Source organism: Paenibacillus sp. ALJ109b (assembly GCF_010747435.1).
Taxonomy (GTDB): Bacteria; Bacillota; Bacilli; order Paenibacillales; family Paenibacillaceae; genus Paenibacillus; species Paenibacillus taichungensis.
Genome location: NZ_JAAIFP010000027.1, coordinates 152,638 through 172,056 on the forward strand (window position 1 = coordinate 152,638; position 19,419 = coordinate 172,056).

16 protein-coding genes and 1 pseudogene are annotated in these 19,419 nt (G+C 42.4%); 14 read left to right on the top strand and 3 right to left on the bottom strand.

Annotation, left to right across the window (positions count from 1 at the left end):
- Positions 1-34 precede the first annotated feature (34 nt).
- The 8 genes and pseudogenes from G3352_RS23960 to G3352_RS23995 all read left to right on the top strand — a co-directional run bounded on the left by G3352_RS23960 (position 35) and on the right by G3352_RS23995 (position 10,934).
- A complete protein-coding gene (locus G3352_RS23960) occupies positions 35-2,086 on the top strand; it encodes a serine hydrolase domain-containing protein (RefSeq protein ID WP_163760688.1) in 2,052 nt (683 codons plus the stop codon).
- Between the two features lie 188 nt (positions 2,087-2,274).
- Positions 2,275-3,624: an FAD-binding oxidoreductase gene (locus G3352_RS23965; protein WP_413027949.1), complete on the top strand. Its 1,350-nt coding sequence runs from the start codon at positions 2,275-2,277 to the stop codon at positions 3,622-3,624.
- 193 nt (positions 3,625-3,817) lie between these two features.
- Positions 3,818-4,659: pseudogene (locus G3352_RS23970) on the top strand (RCC1 domain-containing protein).
- Positions 4,660-4,820: 161 nt separating this feature from the next.
- Complete coding sequence (locus G3352_RS23975; protein ID WP_163760693.1) at positions 4,821-5,387, top strand: LOG family protein; 567 nt, start codon at positions 4,821-4,823, stop codon at positions 5,385-5,387.
- A gap of 338 nt (positions 5,388-5,725) precedes the next feature.
- Positions 5,726-6,808 carry an ABC transporter substrate-binding protein gene (locus G3352_RS23980; RefSeq protein ID WP_163760695.1) on the top strand — a complete coding sequence of 361 codons (1,083 nt, stop codon included), beginning with the start codon at positions 5,726-5,728 and terminating at the stop codon, positions 6,806-6,808.
- A gap of 199 nt (positions 6,809-7,007) precedes the next feature.
- Positions 7,008-7,991, top strand: coding sequence for a LacI family DNA-binding transcriptional regulator (locus G3352_RS23985; RefSeq protein WP_163760697.1), 984 nt, complete (start codon positions 7,008-7,010; stop codon positions 7,989-7,991).
- A 205-nt stretch (positions 7,992-8,196) separates the two neighbouring features.
- Entirely contained in the window at positions 8,197-9,441 is a 1,245-nt protein-coding gene (locus tag G3352_RS23990) for an MFS transporter (RefSeq protein WP_163760699.1), read from the top strand.
- A gap of 11 nt (positions 9,442-9,452) precedes the next feature.
- Entirely contained in the window at positions 9,453-10,934 is a 1,482-nt protein-coding gene (locus G3352_RS23995; protein WP_163760701.1) for a glycoside hydrolase family 32 protein, read from the top strand.
- 168 nt (positions 10,935-11,102) lie between these two features.
- On the opposite strand, the gene G3352_RS24000 is transcribed toward G3352_RS23995, so the two are convergent.
- Entirely contained in the window at positions 11,103-12,551 is a 1,449-nt protein-coding gene (locus G3352_RS24000) for an amidohydrolase family protein (RefSeq protein ID WP_163760703.1), read from the bottom strand.
- Between the two features lie 204 nt (positions 12,552-12,755).
- Here G3352_RS24000 and G3352_RS31280 point away from each other — a divergent pair, with 204 nt between their 5' ends.
- Entirely contained in the window at positions 12,756-12,881 is a 126-nt protein-coding gene (locus tag G3352_RS31280; protein ID WP_063562644.1) for a hypothetical protein, read from the top strand.
- 139 nt (positions 12,882-13,020) lie between these two features.
- Here G3352_RS31280 and G3352_RS31630 read toward each other — a convergent pair whose 3' ends face one another.
- Positions 13,021-13,884 carry a cupredoxin domain-containing protein gene (locus G3352_RS31630; protein ID WP_345940799.1) on the bottom strand — a complete coding sequence of 288 codons (864 nt, stop codon included), beginning with the start codon at positions 13,882-13,884 and terminating at the stop codon, positions 13,021-13,023.
- 326 nt (positions 13,885-14,210) lie between these two features.
- On the opposite strand from G3352_RS31630, the gene G3352_RS24010 reads away from it, so the two are divergent.
- The 5 genes from G3352_RS24010 to arsC all read left to right on the top strand — a co-directional run bounded on the left by G3352_RS24010 (position 14,211) and on the right by arsC (position 18,427).
- On the top strand, positions 14,211-14,657 hold the full coding sequence (locus G3352_RS24010; RefSeq protein WP_163760736.1) for a MarR family transcriptional regulator: 447 nt from the start codon (positions 14,211-14,213) through the stop codon (positions 14,655-14,657).
- Between the two features lie 79 nt (positions 14,658-14,736).
- Positions 14,737-16,137 carry an NAD(P)-binding domain-containing protein gene (locus tag G3352_RS24015; RefSeq protein WP_163760705.1) on the top strand — a complete coding sequence of 467 codons (1,401 nt, stop codon included), beginning with the start codon at positions 14,737-14,739 and terminating at the stop codon, positions 16,135-16,137.
- 145 nt (positions 16,138-16,282) lie between these two features.
- Positions 16,283-16,609 (top strand): ArsR/SmtB family transcription factor, encoded by a 327-nt coding sequence (locus tag G3352_RS24020; RefSeq protein ID WP_163760707.1) that lies wholly within the window; start codon positions 16,283-16,285, stop codon positions 16,607-16,609.
- Between the two features lie 73 nt (positions 16,610-16,682).
- Positions 16,683-17,978, top strand: a complete 1,296-nt coding sequence (locus G3352_RS24025) for an arsenic transporter (RefSeq protein WP_163760709.1) — start codon at positions 16,683-16,685, stop codon at positions 17,976-17,978.
- A 29-nt stretch (positions 17,979-18,007) separates the two neighbouring features.
- The gene (gene arsC, locus G3352_RS24030) at positions 18,008-18,427 is read left to right on the top strand and encodes an arsenate reductase (thioredoxin) (RefSeq protein WP_163760711.1); all 420 of its coding nucleotides are present in this window, start codon (positions 18,008-18,010) and stop codon (positions 18,425-18,427) included.
- A gap of 128 nt (positions 18,428-18,555) precedes the next feature.
- Here the strand turns inward: arsC and G3352_RS24035 are convergent, their stop codons facing one another.
- Positions 18,556-19,266, bottom strand: a complete 711-nt coding sequence (locus G3352_RS24035) for a DUF421 domain-containing protein (protein WP_163760713.1) — start codon at positions 19,264-19,266, stop codon at positions 18,556-18,558.
- Positions 19,267-19,419: the final 153 nt, after the last annotated feature.

Sequence of the window (19,419 nt, forward strand, 5' to 3'; positions counted from 1 at the left end):
TATGAGCAGTATCATAAGGGAGGAAGTTATTATAATGAAGAAACTAATTAGTATGCTATGTACGGCTGTACTTGTAGTCATTCCGATGACAGATGTCAGTGCAGAGACGAACAAGATGGGAGCGATTGAAGATCAGGCTGGGCGACTCGCCACAGAGATGGTGCAGAATTATGGTGTCACAGGTTTACAATATGCGATCATGGATGAAGGGAAGATCATTTTGTCCGACAGTGTTGGATTCAAGGACAAAGCATCCAAGACACCAGTCGACAAGGATACCATGTTTGGAATAGGTTCCGTTAGCAAAATGGTTGTCACGGCTGCCACCATGATGCTGGTGGATTCCGGTAAAGTGGATCTGGATCAGCCCCTCACTTCCTATATTAAAGATTTTGAAATGGCAGATACCCGGTATACCCAAATAACCCCGCGAATGCTCATGAACCATTCCTCCGGACTCTATGGTACTCATTATGGAAACAGTATGTTATTTGACGATACCGATACCCGCAATCATGATGAATTACTACTCAAACTAAAGTCAGAGAAATTGAAATCAAACCCGGGAGCCTATTCCGTCTATTGCAATGATGGCTTCCAGTTGCTTGAGATATTGGTTGAACGGGTCAGTGGATTAAGCTACAGCGAATTTATTGCCAAGTTCATCAGTGATCCGTTAGAGTTGGAAGCAACCAAGACACCACTTGATTCTTTTGATAGAGAACGGTTATCCGAGACGTATTGGCCTACAATTGAAACGAAACTGCCTGTCGAAAATGCTAATATCCTCGGTACAGGTGGAATCTACTCGACTGCAGAAGAATTAAGCCAATTCGCTGAAGTGTTGATAGGAAACAAACCGGACATTCTGTCCAAATCAGCAGCAGAGTCCATGCAAAATCATGAATATCGTCGGGGAATATGGGTGTCCGAAGAGAGAAATACCTTCAACTATGGTCTTGGATGGGATGCTGTAGCACTTGCACCGTTCAGCGATTATGGCATTACTGCACTTGCCAAAGGTGGAGACACCATGTTGTATCACGCCTCGTTAATCACTATACCGGAACATGATATATCAATGTCGGTCCTATCTTCGGGCGGGTCTTCTATCTATAATCAGATGTTTGCCACTAAAGTTCTCTTGGAGGTTCTTGCGGATCAAGGCATCATCGACGAGATAGAGCCCGATCGGACACTCTCACCACCTGTCAAAACAAAGATGCCCACGGAATTGACGGCGTATTCCGGCCTCTATGGTACGGTAGGTTCAACCCTTGATATAGAGGTTAAGAATGGTGAGATCGCACTTCCGGCTATGCAGGGAGGACTTATCCCGGAGCAGAATTACGTGTACACGGGTGAAGGGAAATTTACGAGTAACGATGGAAGTGTGAAGGTCAGCTTCGAGAAAGAAAGCAACGACAAGGTATATTTTAAAGTTCAGGCGAATATCACGTTGCCCGGATTAGGCCAAACGGCGATGACCACATATGATTATCAAAAATTGGAAAACAATTCGCTGGACACTGCATCGAAAGAGAAATGGAAGGCTAGAAACGGCTCGAAATATTACGCGTTGGACGAAAAGATAACGTCGATCTTTTATCTGGTTCCATCGATGCTGATCAAAAACTTGTCCGTAGATGTGGAGAACGGATATGCGAATGGTACCAGAGTTGTTGATCCGGATAATGCAGAGAATGTCGTTCAGATTCCTGTTATGAATGGAAGAGATGCTTTCGATCTGCATTTCCGCACGAAGAACGAAGCGGAGTACTTAACTCAGGATGGACAGGAGTATATTGCGGAGGAGGCCATTACACCAATCTTCGGTGGGAAAACAGGCATCACCACGATCCCGTCAAACGGTCAAGCTCGGTGGTATGCCATCGATTCCCGCTCGGCGAACAAAAAGTTAACGGTAGATTCTCCGGAGAGCGGAGGTTATGCGGTATATAACGATAAAGGTGAAGTGCTTCAATTTTCAAAAGCAACGAATCAACAATCAACGCTGCTTCCCAAAGGTGGTTTTATCGTCTTTGGTGGTGAAGCGGGAGATGTCTTCAAGATTCAACTAAAGTGATTGCATAAGGAAAAATGATTTCATTCGAAAATATCGGATCCCGAGCGTAGGTTGCTCGTGATCCGATATTTTTCTTTTTGTATACGCCCAAACACAACATGATACTCCTTCATAGGTTATATGGAATCAGCCTAATTTGTTAATGAAAATTATGTGTTTTCATAACTAAGGAGTTGGATAGATACGTGATTTCAAAAGTTAAGCTTACAGGGCGAGTGGTGTTTAAAGGTGACCCTGGTTATGAAGTGGCTCGGAAGAACTGGGATCCGCATACGGACAGATTCCCTAAAGTTTTTGTATTTGCTCAAAAAACGCAGGATGTAGCCAACGCGATAAGATGGGCGCGTCAAAATAAAGTCCCTATTCGTCCGAGAAGTGGGAGGCACGCTTTAGAGTCCAATCTTTCACAAGTCAATGGTGGTATTGTCATCGACGTTAGCGAAATGAAGAGAATCAAGTTAAACAAAAAAAGCGGAACGGCCGTCGTTGAAACAGGTAATCGGGTAGGAAGAATCGTGGATACGTTGGCTCGACAAGGTTTTATGGCCCCATTTGGTGACAGTCCAACGGTTGGGATAGGTGGAATAACACCTGGTGGCGGAATTGGTCCACTGCAAAGGACAACGGGTCTCATCTGTGATAATCTAATCGAACTCGAAATGGTTGATGCTAAAGGGCGGATTATTCGGGCGAACAAAAAGCAAAATTCTGATCTTCTGTGGGCTACACGTGGTGGCGGAGGCGGTAACTTCGGTGTATACACTAAATATAAATTCAAAGTGCGGCGCGCTCCAGCCAAAGCAACTGTATTTAGTATCACATGGCCATGGGAACAGTTCGAAAAAGTCGTGAAGAAGTGGCAAGTATGGGCGCCTAAGGCTAGTAACAAGCTGGGAAGTGAATTAAGTGTTGGTCCCAAAAAAGGCGGGAATGTTAGCATGCTAGGGGTATACCTCGGTTCGAAGAGTGAAGCCCTCCGTCAGTTGGAACCCATTCTTAGCGTAGGAACGCCTACTAAAAAAAGCATTCTGTACCTGCCATACAGGGCAGCCACGAAGTTTTTGCTAGCCCCCGATCCTGTGCTCACTCAAAGGTACAGCAACCAGTTTTCCAGTGGCTTTGGCAGACAGCCATTCCCGGATAAAGCCTTCAAAGTCATGCGTGAGTTTCTGGAAAATGCAGAGGGAGGTACACCAGCCGGTTTCTATTTCCTTAACTGGGGCGGAGCTATAAGTCGAGTCGCTCCTAAAGCGACTGCGTTTTACTGGCGAAAAGCTGAATTTTATGTGGAATGGAACAGCTCATGGGTGAAGCCATCGCGTGCAGCTAAAAATATCGCTTTGACTCGGAACACTAGAAAGAAATTGCAACCTTATATTGTAGGGTCGTACATTAACGTACCAGACCAAGGTATTAAAAATCCAGGGCCGACCTATTATGGAAAGAACTACGCCAGATTGAGAAAAGTAAAAGCGAAATACGATCCGAAAAATGTATTTAATAACCCGCAAAGTATTCCGCCGGCTAAATTAAAATAAGGTGCGATTTCAAGCCGTTAATTCTGAGAAGAGTTAACGGTTTTTTGACCTTTCTAATTCCTTGTGTTTACTATTTATTGTAGAGTAAGATGTAAAAAAATTATGATATCGAAACTGTATCTCGGGGATCAGGGAATTTATTTCAAGGAGGTAAAACATGGATTACAATTCGCCGATTGAAGCGGCATTATAGGTGAAGCACCCTAAATATACTACAATAGCTGCGGGGCGACGTCATACCATTGGTCTTAGATCGGACGGTACGGTGACGGCAGTGGGTGATCATAAAGTTGGACAATGTGATGTAAACGGTTGGCGCGACATCGTGGCGGTAGCGGCTGGTAATGTACATATGACGACCAACACAGGTAATGCGCATACCATCGGTCTAACGTCTCACGGCACGGTGGTGGCGGTGGGATGGAATAAACATGATCAATGCGAAGTAAACGACTGGTACGATATTGTAGCAATTGCTGCGGGGTGGCGTCGTACCGTTGGTCTTAAATCGGATGGCACGGTGATTGCTGTGGGACGAAATAATGAAGGCCAATGCGCTGTAAGCAACTGGCGTGATATGGTAGCGGTAGCGGCGGGTGACTGGCATACCGCCGGGCTTAAATCAGATGGTACTGTGACGATTGTGGGCAATAATCAGTATGGCCAATGTGAAGTAAGCGGTTGGAGCGATATCGTGGAAGTAGCGGCAGGGTACCTCCATACCGTGGGCTTACATCGGGTGGCACTGCGGTTGCCGTGGGTGGGAATAAACATGGCCAATGCGAAGTAAGCGACTGGCGCGGAATAGTGGCGATTGCGGCAGGCAGTAATCATACCATCGGCCTTCAATCGGATGGTACGGTGGTTGCCGTGGGTTGGAATAAGTACGATCAATGCAATGTAGGTGACTGGAGTGACATTGTGGCGATTGCTGCGGGTTGTGCTCATACTCTTGGCATTAAATCAGACGGTACGGTGGTTGCTGTGGGGGATAATGAATATGGTCAATGTAATGTAAGCAGTTGGTGTAGTTAATCTACTTTTAGTATTCATTTTCCATAACAATATAGCCTGCTCCTTCTTTTTTTGATAACATAGATTAGCCTCAGTTCAACCGAGTCTATAATCGGTTGAACTGAGCCAACTTTTAATGAGTATGCATCTTTTAATGCGTATGAGTAGACGGGGGAATTGAATTGAAACGGATTGCGGTATATTGTGGGGCAAGTAAAGGTAACAATGCCATTTACGAGAAAGCTGCTGTTGAGATAGGTAACTGGATTGTTGACCAGGAACATGAACTAGTCTATGGTGGCGGAAAAGCAGGATTAATGGGAGTACTCGCTGATACTGTGATTCAACGTAGTGGCATTGTTACTGGGGTTATACCTACCTTTTTGCAAGCGAGAGAACTGGCCCATGAGCAGCTTAACAAAATCATTATTGTGTCCAATATGCATGAGAGAAAAGCTAAAATGATTGAACTTGCAGATTGCTATATTGCAATTCCAGGTGGACCGGGGACACTTGAAGAAATTACAGAGGTCATTTCGTGGGGGAGAATTGGGCAGCATGTCAATCCATGCATCTTCTATAATGTGAACGGTTATTATGATCTGATTGGTCAATTCTATGACAAGATGGTCGAAGAAGGCTTCTTAACGAAAACAGATAGACAAAAGATACTTGTTACAGATTCTTTAGACGAAATTAACACTTTTATAAGTACTTATGTACCACCTGATATTCGTCAATATAACTAATGCTTAATATCAGGGGCAATGTTACGAACGGATGAGTAGAAGGTTCGAAGACGGCACGTTTCGACTGGCACAATCGGTTATGGCACATTGAAAGTCGCTATTATAGCGGCTTTTTTGTTTTACCCGGATTTGTTACTAGAAACGGACGGCCTTGATGGAATGGATAGTTAACCGGTATTGGATAATTTAACCAATGGAATGTGATTCTCTATAAATCGGAATTTCTTATTGTGATAATAGTTATCATTCTCATTTACGTAATTCGACATTTGCTGTATACTGACAATGACTATGATACATATTGGCCAAAAAGAAAATGGAAAAGGGAGAGATTTTGAATGTTTTTACGAGTAAAAAAAGGAGCAATTCTTTGTTTAATTACTGCACTTGTTTTTGTGCTTGCAGCTTGCTCCAGTAGTAATGGTAGCAGCAAAGATGCAAACACTAGCTTACAGGGAGCAGTGACGGATAGCGCTACGAATGCTTCAACAGATGAGCAAAAAGCGGATGAAAATGCTACAGGTGCAGCTCAAACAACATACCCAATCGTTGTTTCAAACTATACAACTGAAAATGGAACCTGGGTGGCAAAGGAACAAACCTTTGATAAAGCACCTGAACGAGTGGTTGCCAATACACAAGGTGCAGCGGAGTTATTGATTCGTCTAGGTTTGACTGACAAGATTGTTGGCGTAGCGGCGTTGTTTGGCAATGTACCTGATGATATTGCAGAAGATTTCAAAAAAATTCCTGTGTTATCTGAAGGTTATGTAGGTAAAGAAGTGACCATAGGTGCTTCACCTGATCTGGTTATGGGGCGCGGGGGATTGTTTGAAGATGCTGATTGGGGCGTTGGCACTGTAAACAGTCTGAATGAGATGAAGATCAAAACATTTGTACAAAGTACCAGTGTTACTGATGCAAAATTAGATAATCTATATCAGGATATCACTGAGCTAGGTAAAATATTTAACGTACAAGCGAATGCAACGGCATATATCGATCAGCTCAAAGCACGTGAGAAAGCGTTATCGGCTCGAGCAAGCGCTGAAACGATCAACTATGCATCTTTCTTTGATAATGGTGATGGAACCATTGGAGTGTACAACGGAAATGGAGACACATTTATTGAAAGTGCAATGTCATTAATCAATATGCATAATATGCTGATTAACGAAGAAGGCACACTTAGTTTGGAGAAGCTAATCGAGATCAATCCAGATGCCATGATTATTTCGAAATATGCCGGCGGTATTGATCCAGAACAAACGATTGAAAAGCTGCTAGCCAACAAGCAATTGCAAAGTGTTAATGCAATTAAGAACAAGAAAATTTACGTTATTGATTTCAACAACTTCTGGGGGTATGGAGATTCTATCTTCACAGGAGTTGAAGCACTCGCAGATGATCTGAACCTGTAAGAGCAGATGCTCTCGCTTGATCACCATGCATGCAATTAATATCATGTTTATTTTAACGACAGAACAGTAATTTACTGGGCTGTCGTTTTAATTTGAGCCAAGATTCAATATAGGCTGGAACATGTCCTTTCACGTTTAACCATGTTAAAATGGAGGGATAATTGGACATAAGGCATGGAAAGAAGGCAGGGAGCAATCAATGAAACCTAAACTTAATGATGTTGCAGATTTAGCAGGAGTTTCACCGACGACGGTTTCTCGGGTGCTTAATAATCGAGGCTATATTAGTGAGGAAACGAAGAATCGAGTCCATGACGCGATGCAGCAGCTGAATTATTTTCCAAATGATGTAGCTCGCTCATTATTTAGTAAACGAACCAATCTCATTGGATTAATCATACCCACAACAAGCAACCCCTTTTTTGGAGAGTTGACTTTTCATATTGAAAATATTTGTGCCTCATCAGGTTATAAACTACTGATTTGTAATAGCTTGAATCAGCTGGATAAAGAAGAATCATATGTGGATATGCTTATGCGCAATCAAGTTGACGGCATTATCGTAGGAACACATAACCGAGGCATTGTGAATTATGATCAGAAAAATATTGCGGTCGTTGCGATTGATCGCTTCTTATCGGATACGATTCCTGTCGTAGGATCGGATAATTACATGGGCGGAAAAATGGCTTCTGAGCTGCTGATTGAGAAAGGATGCAAGCACATCCTGCATATTAATGGACCTGTCGAATTGGAAACTCCGGCAAGCTTAAGAAGAAAAGCATATGAAGATGTTATGGAGCAGCATGGTCGCGAAGCGATCACTTATGAAGTATATGATCCATTCCATCAACAGAATCATGATGAACCGATTGGGCGTTTGCTTGATGAACATCCCGAAGTAGATGGATTGTTTGCGAGTAATGACTTGGTGGCAGCGTCATTCATTGCTAAAGCAAAACAACGTGGCAAACGTGTTCCTGAAGATATTCGTGTAATTGGTTATGACGGAACCGAAACAACTCGTAACTTGCTTCCTGAATTAACGACGATTCAGCAACCTATACAGGAAATTGCGAGATCTGCCGTAGAGCTAGTCATTAAAGAAATTGAAGGTGAGTTCAGTAAGGTCCCGAGAGAAACGTATCTGCCTGTGAAACTTATTGAAGCGGGTACAGTGTAATTTAATTTTCATATCTACTACAAATTTTTTGAAGACAAGACGAATGGAGCTAACCTTAGGGTTCTGGGATTAAGGGAAGCTCCTTTTTCTTTCGTAAATATGTCAAGCGGTTGACATATGAAACCGGTTGACATATAATCGATTTTGCAAGCGCATTAAAGTGCTTACATTCACATTAAATGTTCAACTTAGAGGAGCGTTCGATATGAGACATTCAAAGAGCATGTACTGGAAACTAAGCGCCTATTTCTTCTTTTTCTTTTTTACATGGTCAGCAAGTTATTCATTGTTCTCCATCTGGCTGGGGCAAGAAATCAGTCTGAATGGTGCTGAGACTGGCATTATCTTTACTGTAAACGCTATCTTTGCATTATGTATGCAACCGCTTTATGGCTATATCTCCGATAAGATCGGATTGAAAAAGCATATTTTATTTCTAATCAGCGGTTTGCTCTTACTTGTTGGTCCATTCTATATCTTTATCTACGGACCTTTACTTCAGTACAATGTATTTCTTGGCGCAGTGGTAGGTGGATTATACTTGGGTGTTTCGTTCTTAGCCGGGATTGGAGCTATTGAATCGTATGTAGAGAAAGTCAGCCGTAAATATGACTTTGAATATGGTAAATCTCGGATGTGGGGCTCGCTAGGTTGGGCGGCAGCAACATTCTTTGCTGGTCAGTTCTTTAATATCAATCCTAACATTAACTTCTGGATTGCATCTGTATCTGCTATCGTTCTGTTCATCATCATGATGACAATCAAGGTCGAGATGACAGAATCCGAGATGGAACGTGCTGAATCTATTAACTTTAAGCAAGTTGGTAATTTGTTTGCTGATAAGCATTTTTGGTTCTTCATTTTATATGTGCTCGGAGTTACGTGTATATACAATGTGTATGACCAGCAGTTCCCGATTTACTTCTCATCGACATTCTCGAGCACTGCATTAGGCAATCAAGTATACGGTTACTTAAATTCTTTCCAAGTGTTCCTGGAAGCAGGCATGATGTTCCTAGCACCGTTTATCGTAAACAAAACTGGAGCTAAAAAGGGCCTGATATTGGCAGGGTTCTTAATGGCATTCCGTATCATGGGCTCCGGTCTAGTTATCGGACCTTATGGTATCTCGGCTATGAAATTGATTCATGCGTTGGAACTGCCCATTATGCTAATCTCCGTATTCAAATACTTGGCTGCTAATTTCGACACGCGTCTGTCATCGATCTTGTATCTGGTAGGTTTCCAGTTTACGAGTCAGGTAGGAGCTTCGATCTTCTCACCCATCGCCGGTACGCTTTATGACATCAGAGGCTTCTCGAATACTTACGTGCTTATGGGGATATTCGTATTTGCCTTTACGACAATCTCAATCTTTACCTTAAAGAGAGATCCGAAAAACTTGAATAAGCTGGATCCTAAACCTAACTCGCATATTGAACCAGCATAGGAGGAAAACATATGAACACTTATCACAACAATACGAAGCAAGCTGAGGAAGCTTTGAAACAGGCAGAAGGAAAAATGAACAAGCGATATCGCTTGGGGTATCATATTATGGCACCAGCAAACTGGATTAACGATCCAAATGGATTAATTCAGTATAAAGGCGAATATCACGCTTTCTATCAACATCATCCGTATGATGAGAACTGGGGACCCATGCATTGGGGTCACGTCAAAAGTAAAGATCTTGTGCATTGGGAGCATTGTCCGATTGCATTAGCTCCAGGAGATGCGTGTGATCTGGATGGCTGCTTCTCAGGCAGCGCAGTAGATAATAACGGCGAACTGACATTGATCTATACTGGACATCACTACATTGATCAACCGAACAATATTTTCTTCCAAAATCAAAACGTGGCAGTAAGCACAGACGGCATTCATTTCACAAAATTACAACAAAATCCCGTGATTGCTAAGCCTCAGGCTGATAGCTCCCAGCATTTCCGTGATCCGAAGGTATGGAAGCATGAGGATACATGGTATATGATCCTGGGTAACAGCACGAAAGAAGATGAACCGCGTGTTATTCTTTATACATCTGCGGATCTTAGAACGTGGACCTATCATGGTGTGCTTTTACAGGGAGACAAAGATATGGGCTTCATGTGGGAGTGCCCGGATTTCTTTGAACTAGGCGGAAAGCATGTATTTATATTCTCTCCTCAAGGTATTGATGCGCAAGGAGATCAGTACAATAACTTATTCCAGACTGGGTACTATGTTGGGGAATATGATTATGAAAAAAATGAATACAAACATGGAGAGTTTATTGAGCTTGATCATGGTCATGATTTCTACGCGGTTCAAACTTTCTTAGATGATCAAGGTCGCCGGATTGCGATTGGCTGGATGGATATGTGGGAAGCCGATATGCCAACAAAAGCAGACGGTTGGTGCGGTGCACTAACGATTCCACGTGTGATTACATTGGATGAGAATGACAAGGTTCTTATGAATCCTGCAGAAGAAATGAAAATGCTTCGCCAAAGTGAACATGTTGTGTATCAAGATCATATGATTTCTGGAAGTTCCTTGACAGAAGTAGAAGCGGATCTGCTTGAAGTGAAAGTTGTATTCGACCTGACGAAGACAAGTGCGGAACGGGTAGGCTTGAAGCTTCGCGGTACAGGTCATGAGGAAACGGTTATCACTTATTCCATTCCGGATCAGAAGCTTAATCTTGATTGTTCCAAATCAGGGAAGAAGACGGATGGCGTTCGGCGTGCAGCCTTAAATGCTGAGGGACGGCTGACACTACATGTATTTATGGATCGGTCATCCATTGAAATGTTTGCAAATGAAGGACAAGCTACGATGACAAGTCGTATCTATCCGAGTGGGAAGCTCTCAGGTATTGAACTCATCACGGAGGGCGGAGAGACTCAAGTAAATGGGTTGTCATATTGGAAGCTGAACGATATCTGGCAAGCTGAATAACGATGAATAAGACTGTTTCCTGAGCCATTACATGGACTCAGAAACAGTCTTTTTTGTTGAGTAGATACGGACACGAAAAACCCTTCCGCTTTAAATTCGGGAAGGGAAGGGCTTGGCGCATTAATGATTCTGATAGATGTTTATTTTAGCAGATGACCCGGATCCGGATCATTGCGTTTCCACTTTCACATCGACCACTTTTATCACGGGATAGGTTTGAACTGCATGGTCCAAAGTCTGTTTCTCCATCAGTTTTCCATCCAAGACAATGGCGGAGATACTTGTCGTATTTCGGATGTCCTCTAACGGGTTCTTATCAAGAATTACGAGATCGGCAAGTTTTCCTTTTTCTATGGTGCCCAGTTCCTGCTCTCTTTCCAAATATCGTGCCGGATTCAACGTTGCTGACTGCAAGGCCTGGAGTGGGGTGAGGCCACTTTTAACTAGCAATTCAAGTTCATCGTGCAAGGAAATGCCGTAAATAAAGTTAGTCATTTCGTAACTGGAATCGGTGCCTGCAAGCATAGGCACGCCAGCATCATTTAACTTTTTGACCATGCCCGGCGTTAGGGAATTGATGGCCTCCATTAATTCCGTTTGTTCGGGAGGGGTGGCGCGAATCAATTCGGTCCATTGCTTCTGAACGGTCGTCGGTACGTATTTGGACCGCGGATCGATTTCGGTTTTGGCCATATTTAAATACGTAACCATAGTCGGTACAGGCCAGACGCCTTTTTCTTTGATTTTGCGGAACAGCTTGCTGGCCTTTACGGAATCGTAGGATTCAGAGGCCTCGATCTCTGCAAGTGAATAACCGAGCAAATCACTCATATCGGAATGTTTGAAAAGTTCATCCTCCATGCTCGAAGTGGCAATAAACAACCCGTGTAGGTGCTCTATGCTCTTAAATCCTAGCTGAACGGCTTCGCTGGCTCGAACCTCTACCGGCAAATGACCGACAACTGGCAAACCGTATTTTTGGGCTTCATCCATGACTGCTAGAAACAGAGGACGAGGCAACCAAGAGTACACTTTGATATGATCCGCGCCTTTTGCCACATTGAGACGTACAGCTTTCCGCGCTTGTTCCTCTGTGCTCAGGTAGAACATGTGTGGGGCTTCGTCAGCAGGACCTCCATTTAGAGTTGAACCTGCATAGATAAGACGTGGTGCAGGCATCCCGGCTTGAATACTCGTTTTCCATATATCGACGTTTGTCAGCGCCGCGCCCATCTCCCTTACTCCGGTTACACCATTAGCCAGAAAGAGAGGAAAAGCATTTTTATAGTTATCTTCCAGATGGACATGCATGTCCCACAGACCAGGAATGATGTATTGGCCCTTAGCATTCCGTACTTGTGCGTAATCGGGAATGGCCGTTTGACTGCTACTTCCAATGTAACTGATCTTGTTATCCTTAATGATAATGGTCTGATCGCTGGCTAACTTTCCGGACTTTACATCTACAATCGTCGCATGCTCAAGCGCTAACGTCTGCCTTGTCGCAGGTTCAATGCTTGCATAACCGGTACCTGTAGCGCATGCTAACACAATCCATAATGCCATGAACCCTACTATGTACTTCTTGAAACTTCCCAATTCTCTCGTTAAACTCATTGTTGTCCTCCTCATAGATATGAATGATATCAACCGATATATCTTCATTCTAGAGTGTGAATCCTGATTTTTTATTAATTCATTCTTACAAAAAGCTTACAGTTGAAAGGGAGGCGGAAGCAGTAGCCTATTTTTATTTTTAGCCTTGTCAAATGAACAAATCCTGAATAATCTAACTCATACCACAAAAAAGGGGGAAGAAACATGAGTGAAGTTGGATATGGAAATGTAGGCGGACTTGGTGGAGGATACGGTGGTTTCACGTCCGTTGGTGCGATTCTGGTACTTTTTATTCTGTTGGTCATCATCTCCAAAGCTTTCTTGGTTTAATACTAGCTTTTGAACTTCCGCTGGCTTTCGCTGGCGGTTTTTTTGTTATATAAAAGTCCATAAAAACAATTTTAAATAGGGAACTTTGTGTCATGAGTAACTGACATAAAGTTCCCTACTATGATCCTACATTTCTCGTTTATACTACGGTGATCGTTCCATAATACATGTACATGCCACAATTGAAGTTGTACGTTCCAGGTTTCAGATCTTTTAAGGTAATGAAGTTGTCTCCTTTTTCGAGATACACATCTATTCCTAAATCTTTAGACTGAACACTTCTTATACATGTATAACCTGAATGTTTTATAAAATTTATTTTTGTTGGAACACCAGCTTTTACTTCAATATTTTCTTGACTAAAACCGTCTGATTTTACATCGACAGAAACAATCTGATATCCCGAATTTTCTTGAATAGAATTGGCTTGCTCACTCTGAGATTCTTGTGATTTAATTGCCGATGTATCATTCGATTGAAATTGGTAAAATAACGTTGCACCCACAGCTACAATTCCAAAAGCTACAGTAAGTATACCTCCAATAAACGGCATACCAATCCCACTTTTATTTGTTTTATCGCTAGTATCCGTTTCTTGATTCGACAATTGAAGAGCAACGCTCATAATAAAAATGAATAGGATGTCAACAAATATCATCATGATATAGGAAGGACCAATCATTACCCCGAGCATTGCTCCCATCATGCCACCCATAATTCCTGCCAACATTCCATCCAAAGCTGCCAATATACTGATAGGTTTGCCTGTGAAATATCCAGCTCCTAAGCCGAACAATATAGCGGTAATTGATGGGACTGTTAAATCACGTGGAAACACAATGCCTAATTGTACACCAAGTACAAGGCTGGACATCATGCCAATGGTCATCGCGATCATCATGCCAGGCATACCTGTAAGTTTTTCTTTTCGCTTATACGTTTTAAGAACAATAAATGCTGTAAATAGTACGACCATAACTATACTTAATATCGCTAATAACACAATCTTATTCCTCCTAATATCCTTACAGTAATGATGTGCAGTTATCTACTCATTGACATTACGATCAAGATTATTCATCTCATGTATTAATATATCAGAATTATCATAACAACATGACTATTATCACAGACAAGTCAATGGTTTGTCGTAATAGTATGAAGATAATTTGACATTTTGCTGCTACCCCTTTCTAAAAATTAATATATAGTTAAAATTTTAGACATTAAAATTTCAATTAGATATTATTGGATGCTGTTTTGATTTTATATTTGCAAAATGCAAGTAATTTGTTTATAATGATGACCGGAGGTGATGATGTGTCAGATATTGAGAATCCCAGAGAGCCACTACAAATTATGGTCCGTCGTTTCGGCTTACTGGATAAAAATTGTTGCACGGTTGGAGAGCATGAAATATCTCTAATTCAGAGCCATATTCTGTACGAAATTAACCATCAACATGAGCCGTCCATGCAACAAATTGCTGAAACGCTCGCCATGGATATAACAACCTTTAGTCGTCAAGTGCAGACACTGATCAAGAAAAATTTGGTTCAAAAAACACCACTGCCTGAGGATCGGAGAGTATACATTCTCAGTTTGACAGAAGAAGGGGCATTTGTAAAAACGGCTATAGATCATCGGATGAATACTCATCTGGATGAGGTTTTTTCTTTCATGACGGATTCGGAAAAGGAGACTGTCATTCAATCCATTAAACTGCTCAATGAGAGCATGCTAAAATCGAAAATGTGTTGTACGCCGCTGGGGTAATGGGCTTCATTACCCCGTTACATTGCTCTGATACTTGCAAAATGCAAGTATACTTAAAACAAACTGGAGGTACGTTGATATGAAAAAAGTTGAATTCAAACAAGTTGATTCTTGCTGTGCTCCTACTTTAGAGAAAAAGAAGGTTTCCCCTTCGGAATCTTTAAACCAAGGAGAGTTAACCCATTTACCTGTTGTTATCATTGGTGCAGGACCTATTGGTTTGGCTGCTGCAGCTCATCTGATTGAAGCGGACCAATCGTTTATTATTTTTGAGGCGGGGACTAAAGTAGGTGAAAATATCTCCCAATGGGGCCATGTTCGTCTGTTCTCACCATGGCAGTATAACGTAGATAAAGCGGCTGGACGATTGTTATCCAAGAAGGGATGGATTGCCCCTGCTCCAGATGATTTACCGACAGGGCATGAACTTCGGGATCTGTATTTGCTCCCGCTCGCAGAACTTCCGGAGATTCAATCCAATCTTCATTTAAATTCTTGTGTTGTGGGGATTAGTCGCAAAAATACAGACAAAATGAAAACAGCAAGCCGAGAAAAACAACCCTTTATGGTCTACGTTGAAGAAGAGGGTGAGGCAAAGCGGTATGAGGCGAGAGCTATCATTGATGCCTCAGGAACTTGGGGGCATGCTAACCCTGTACTCGCCAGCGGCGTGTTGACTCCTGGGGAACGAGCTCTTCGTAACCATATATTCTATGGCATTCCGGATGTGTTTGGAGTAGATCAAGAGCGCTACACAGATAGACATATCGCAGTAGTAGGAAGCGGACACTCGGCCTTGAATACATTACTTGATCTTGCCAAGCTTCAAGAATTAAATTCCGGTAAGACACTGACCTGGATTATGAGAAAAGATCACGTGGAGGAAGCATATGGTGGAGAAGCGAATGATCAACTCGAAGCGCGAGGAGAACTGGGACGTCGTATTCATGAACTGGTGGATTCTGGAAAAATTACTGTTGTTACACCGTTTCATATTCAGGAATTGAAGCAGGAAGGGAAGCAGATTACCATAAGCGGAGAGAAACATGGCGAGATACAGGTGATAGCACATGTAGATGAGATCATCGTGAATGCCGGAAGTCGGCCTGACTTGTCCTTCCTCAGGGAGCTAAGGCTGAGTATCGATCCGACCACAGAAAGTGTGGCAACCCTTGCTCCGTTAATCGATCCGAATGTTCATAGTTGCGGTACTGTTCGTCCTCATGGGGAGAAGGAATTGCGTCATATGGAACAAGGATTGTATATTGTTGGGATGAAAAGTTATGGGCGTGCGCCAACCTTCCTGATGGCTACCGGATATGAACAAGTTCGTTCGGTGGTAGCTTTTCTGGCAGGTGACCTGGATGCAGCTACAAAAGTAGAACTGGATCTACCTGAAACGGGTGTATGCAGTCTGAATCGTCCAAAAGTACAGGTAGCCGAGCAAACAAATGATTGTAGTTCATCTTGTTCCAATTAATATAGTATAGGTCTGATGAACCTGAAAGTGTTGGTTCAACTGTAAACCAATACTTTCAGGTTCACTTGGAATTTAAAATTGACAATAAGACTTTTGCATTATAATATAAGCATATGCTTATATAGAGAGAAGGAGGTAAGTGATATTGAATTCTATTCAAGAAGCAGCGGACAAGTTAAAATTGCTGGGGGATAAGACTCGTCTGACGATACTTACACTCCTCAAAGAACGTGAATGGTGTGTGTGTGAGTTTGTGGACATTCTGGACATGTCACAACCTGGGGTCAGTCAGCATTTGCGCAAGTTAAAGGATCAAGGCTTGGTCAAAGAGAATAAACGTGGACAATGGGTATATTACTCTTTGAATGTAGAGGATACACCTTATATTAAATCTGTGTTGGAATTTATGCCAGATTCTGCAGCCATTCTTAAGTCTTTAAATAAAGAGAACATTTCATCCGTATGTAATTAATTTTTGAGCAATATATAAGTATATTGTTATATGATTATGCAAATGGAATTAATTTGATCGGAGGCGTATATGTTTGTTTTCTACTTTTCTTGCTTGCATAATCTTTTTGATCACGTTAGTGCTCGTCATCTGGCAGCCTAAAAACCTGTCCATAGGGTGGTCTGCTTGCGGCGGAGCAATTCTGGCGTTGCTTGTAGGCGTAGTTCATTTCCATGATGTTTGGGATGTTACGCAAATGGTATGGAACGCCACGCTTGCTTTTGTGGCCATTATTATCATCTCATTGATTTTGGATCGTATCGGTTTCTTTGAATGGGCAGCTTTACATATGGCGAAGGCAGCTCATGGCAGAGGGGTTCGGATGTTTGTATACGTCTCCATCTTAGGAGCTGTAGTTTCTGCTTTCTTTGCCAATGACGGAGGAGCACTGATTCTGACCCCAATTGTTCTGGCTATGGTACGCGCACTGAATTTTGATGAGAAAAAAGTGTTTCCCTTCATTATTGCCAGCGGATTTATTGCGGATACAACTTCATTACCACTGGTTGTAAGTAACCTGGTAAACATCGTGTCTGCCGATTTCTTCGGTATTACGTTCATGGAGTATGTAGGCAGAATGTTTATTCCGAATCTGTTTTCACTGGCTGCAAGTATCGGTGTGTTATACCTCTTTTTTAGGAAAAGCATTCCCAAACGGTTTGATGCCAGTGAACTGAAAGCACCTGTAACAGCGATCAAAGATCTGAGGATGTTCCGGTTGTCATGGATTGTACTTGGCATCCTGCTCGTCGGTTACTTTGGCAGTGAATTTGTTGGTGTGCCTGTATCTATTGTGGCAGGAGTCGTGGCTATATTCTTCCTGATTATGGCTTCTCGAAGCTCTGCTGTACCGACTAAAGTAGTCGTTAAGGAAGCCCCTTGGGCAATCGTATTTTTCTCTATCGGTATGTATGTCGTGGTCTATGGCTTGCGTAACGTGGGTCTGACGGATCTGCTGGCCGTAGCCATCCAGGCCGTGGCAGATCAAGGATTGTTTGTCGCAACGATTGGTATGGGCTTTATTGCTGCGATCATTTCATCTCTGATGAACAATATGCCTACGGTTTTGATTGACGCACTCGCCATTGACGCAACAACGGCTACGGGAACCGTTCGGGAGGCGTTGATCTACGCCAATATTATTGGTTCCGATCTAGGTCCCAAGATTACACCGATTGGTTCACTGGCAACACTACTCTGGCTTCATGTGCTCAGCACCAAAGGCGTCAAGATTTCATGGGGCACCTACTTTAAGACAGGTATCATTATCACAGTTCCGACTCTACTTATTACGCTAGTGGGTCTCTATCTGTGGTTAAGCATTCTATAAATTCAAATAACGAGGAGAAGATGATGAACATGAGCAAAAAAACACTTTATTTCCTATGCACAGGCAACTCGTGTCGCAGCCAAATGGCTGAAGGCTGGGCCAAGAAATATCTAAGTGAGGACTGGAACATTTATAGCGCAGGAATCGAAGCTCACGGCTTGAATCCAAAAGCAGTAGAAGCGATGAACGAAGTGGGTATCGATATTTCAAGCCAAACTTCGGACATTATTGACTCCGAGTTACTGAACAGTGCAGATTTCGTCGTCACATTATGCGGGGATGCGGCGGATAAATGTCCAATGACCCCTCCACAAGTGAAGCGAGAACACTGGGGATTCGATGATCCCGCGAAAGCGCAAGGTACAGAAGAGGAGAAATGGGCTGTATTCCAAAGGGTTCGTGACCAGATTGGGGTGCGGATAAAGACGTTTGCTGAAACTGGAAAATAATACGAAAAGCCGGGAGTAACTTTTCCCGGCTTTTCGTATTTGAAAGGAATATTTGAAATGAAAATAATATGGATCTACTCAATATCCAAATCACTTAAACGGATATTCTACTGAGAAAAGTTAAGGTTTTATGTCATATTTCTAATGATCGTTCGGTTTTTCTTTCTCTTTCTCGGTATGATATAAAGTGTTCCATCCTCCCCATATTCCGCGTAAGCTATATCCTTAATATTGTCATATCCCTGTTTTTGCATCTCGATTCTTACCTTATCCGTATCCATTTCCTTTCCTTTCATCGACATCTTCAGTAATTCCCCTTTATCAATCACTGTGATAGCAAAACTATCGGAATGTGTTTCGAGTCCCAAATCTTGGGCTGATGGTGGTTCATATTCAGGTTTGCGAAGGACGGACAGAGACCCATCTATTTCTAAGACGGCATGTTTGACCTCTTGAAGCGAAAAAACATTCTGTTTTCGAAGCATGGAGAGCAATTGTTTAAACTCAATATCATATTTCTTGAGCAAGCTTTGATTCACCTCTCCATTATCAATTAAAAGAGCAACCCGTCCTTCTGCTACATAGCCGAATTTTACAAATCGGGTTGTTACTTTCTCAAAAAGGTAAGAGAGGGCACTCCAGACTGCCAATGCATATATAAGTTGAGATATGTTTACCTGATCATCATAAAGCGTATTCCCTACGATTTCACTGAGTACTAGTGAAGATAGGAAGTCTAGTGGTGTAAGTTGGCTGAGCGTTTTTCTACCAGTAATAAAAGTGATGGCCCATAGCCCAAAAAAGCTAATTACTAGCTTGATGGTTAATTCCATAAACATAATTACCCGACCTCCCAAATGAACAGATCATTGATGAATATATACCCGTTCGATTAGATTGAAAACATACATAACATGTAAGTTTAGAGGAAAGAAAAAATGGAGCCTGCTATCTTAACGATATGGACTGACCCCATAACGTGAGACAAATCA

Bases quoted from the DNA above. Each gene is read 5' to 3' on its own strand.
- G3352_RS23980 (WP_163760695.1), top strand. From the start codon at position 5,726: ATGTTTTTACGAGTAAAAAAAGGAGCAATTCTTTGTTTAATTACTGCA.
- G3352_RS24015 (WP_163760705.1), top strand. From the start codon at position 14,737: ATGAAAAAAGTTGAATTCAAACAAGTTGATTCTTGCTGTGCTCCTACT.
- G3352_RS31280 (WP_063562644.1), top strand. From the start codon at position 12,756: ATGAGTGAAGTTGGATATGGAAATGTAGGCGGACTTGGTGGAGGATAC.
- G3352_RS23990 (WP_163760699.1), top strand. From the start codon at position 8,197: ATGAGACATTCAAAGAGCATGTACTGGAAACTAAGCGCCTATTTCTTC.
- G3352_RS23995 (WP_163760701.1), top strand. From the start codon at position 9,453: ATGAACACTTATCACAACAATACGAAGCAAGCTGAGGAAGCTTTGAAA.
- G3352_RS24035 (WP_163760713.1), bottom strand. From the start codon at position 19,266: ATGTTTATGGAATTAACCATCAAGCTAGTAATTAGCTTTTTTGGGCTA.
- G3352_RS23960 (WP_163760688.1), top strand. From the start codon at position 35: ATGAAGAAACTAATTAGTATGCTATGTACGGCTGTACTTGTAGTCATT.
- G3352_RS23985 (WP_163760697.1), top strand. From the start codon at position 7,008: ATGAAACCTAAACTTAATGATGTTGCAGATTTAGCAGGAGTTTCACCG.
- arsC (WP_163760711.1), top strand. From the start codon at position 18,008: ATGAGCAAAAAAACACTTTATTTCCTATGCACAGGCAACTCGTGTCGC.
- G3352_RS24000 (WP_163760703.1), bottom strand. From the start codon at position 12,551: ATGAGTTTAACGAGAGAATTGGGAAGTTTCAAGAAGTACATAGTAGGG.